Annotated in this window: 1 protein-coding gene; it reads left to right on the top strand. The window is 43.0% G+C overall.

Going from position 1 to position 598, the window contains the following annotated elements; genetic code table 11:
- The first annotated feature begins 178 nt into the window (after positions 1-178).
- A complete protein-coding gene (locus ACE418_RS13450; protein ID WP_416451079.1) occupies positions 179-589 on the top strand; it encodes an HTH domain-containing protein in 411 nt (136 codons plus the stop codon).
- Positions 590-598: the final 9 nt, after the last annotated feature.

Below are 598 nucleotides of genomic sequence, written 5' to 3'. Positions count from 1 at the left end.
TTATACTGTACCCATAAGGTTGGACAGCCCCTAAGTGTTTACACCCTCGAAAGTGAACACTCGGACAATACAACCCCAAATTGTTGGACAAATACATTGTAAGGTTCCGGGAAATTAGACAACGTTGTGTTGCTTATGGTATTCTCAGATACAAAGAGAAATAAGGAGAAGAGTCTACATGAGCAGAAAATTTTTTACTGAAGAAGAAATGGCAACACTTCGCCAAAATCCCTATGTCTACAGTGTCAGCTCAACCGTTGTCATCTTAACGAAAGCCTTTAAGGAGATTTTTTATGCTGAATATCAACAGGGGGCCTATCCCCGCGCTATTTTTGAAAAATATGGCTTAACGGCTGAACTTCTTGGAAAATCCCGGTTAACCGGAATGGCTCAGCACATCAAGGAAGAATATGCTAAGTACGGCAGCTTCCATGAAGGGAGGAGAACAGCTGCTAAAACCGACCGTACCCAGGCCGCACCGCCGACCACGGAAGATGAAATCAAAAGCATCAAGCATGAGTTGGATTACCTAAAGCAGGAAGTGTCCTTTTTAAAAAAAATTTCGTCGCTCAAGAATACCAGAAAGTAGAGGGACTGC

This window comes from Megasphaera jansseni (genome assembly GCF_047974155.1).
GTDB lineage: Bacteria > Bacillota > Negativicutes > Veillonellales > Megasphaeraceae > Megasphaera.
Note: the sequence above shows the minus strand (reverse complement) of the source record. Positions and strands in the feature narration are given on the sequence as shown.

Coding starts and splice junctions, on each gene's coding strand:
- ACE418_RS13450 (WP_416451079.1), top strand. CDS start 179: ATGAGCAGAAAATTTTTTACTGAAGAAGAAATGGCAACACTTCGCCAA.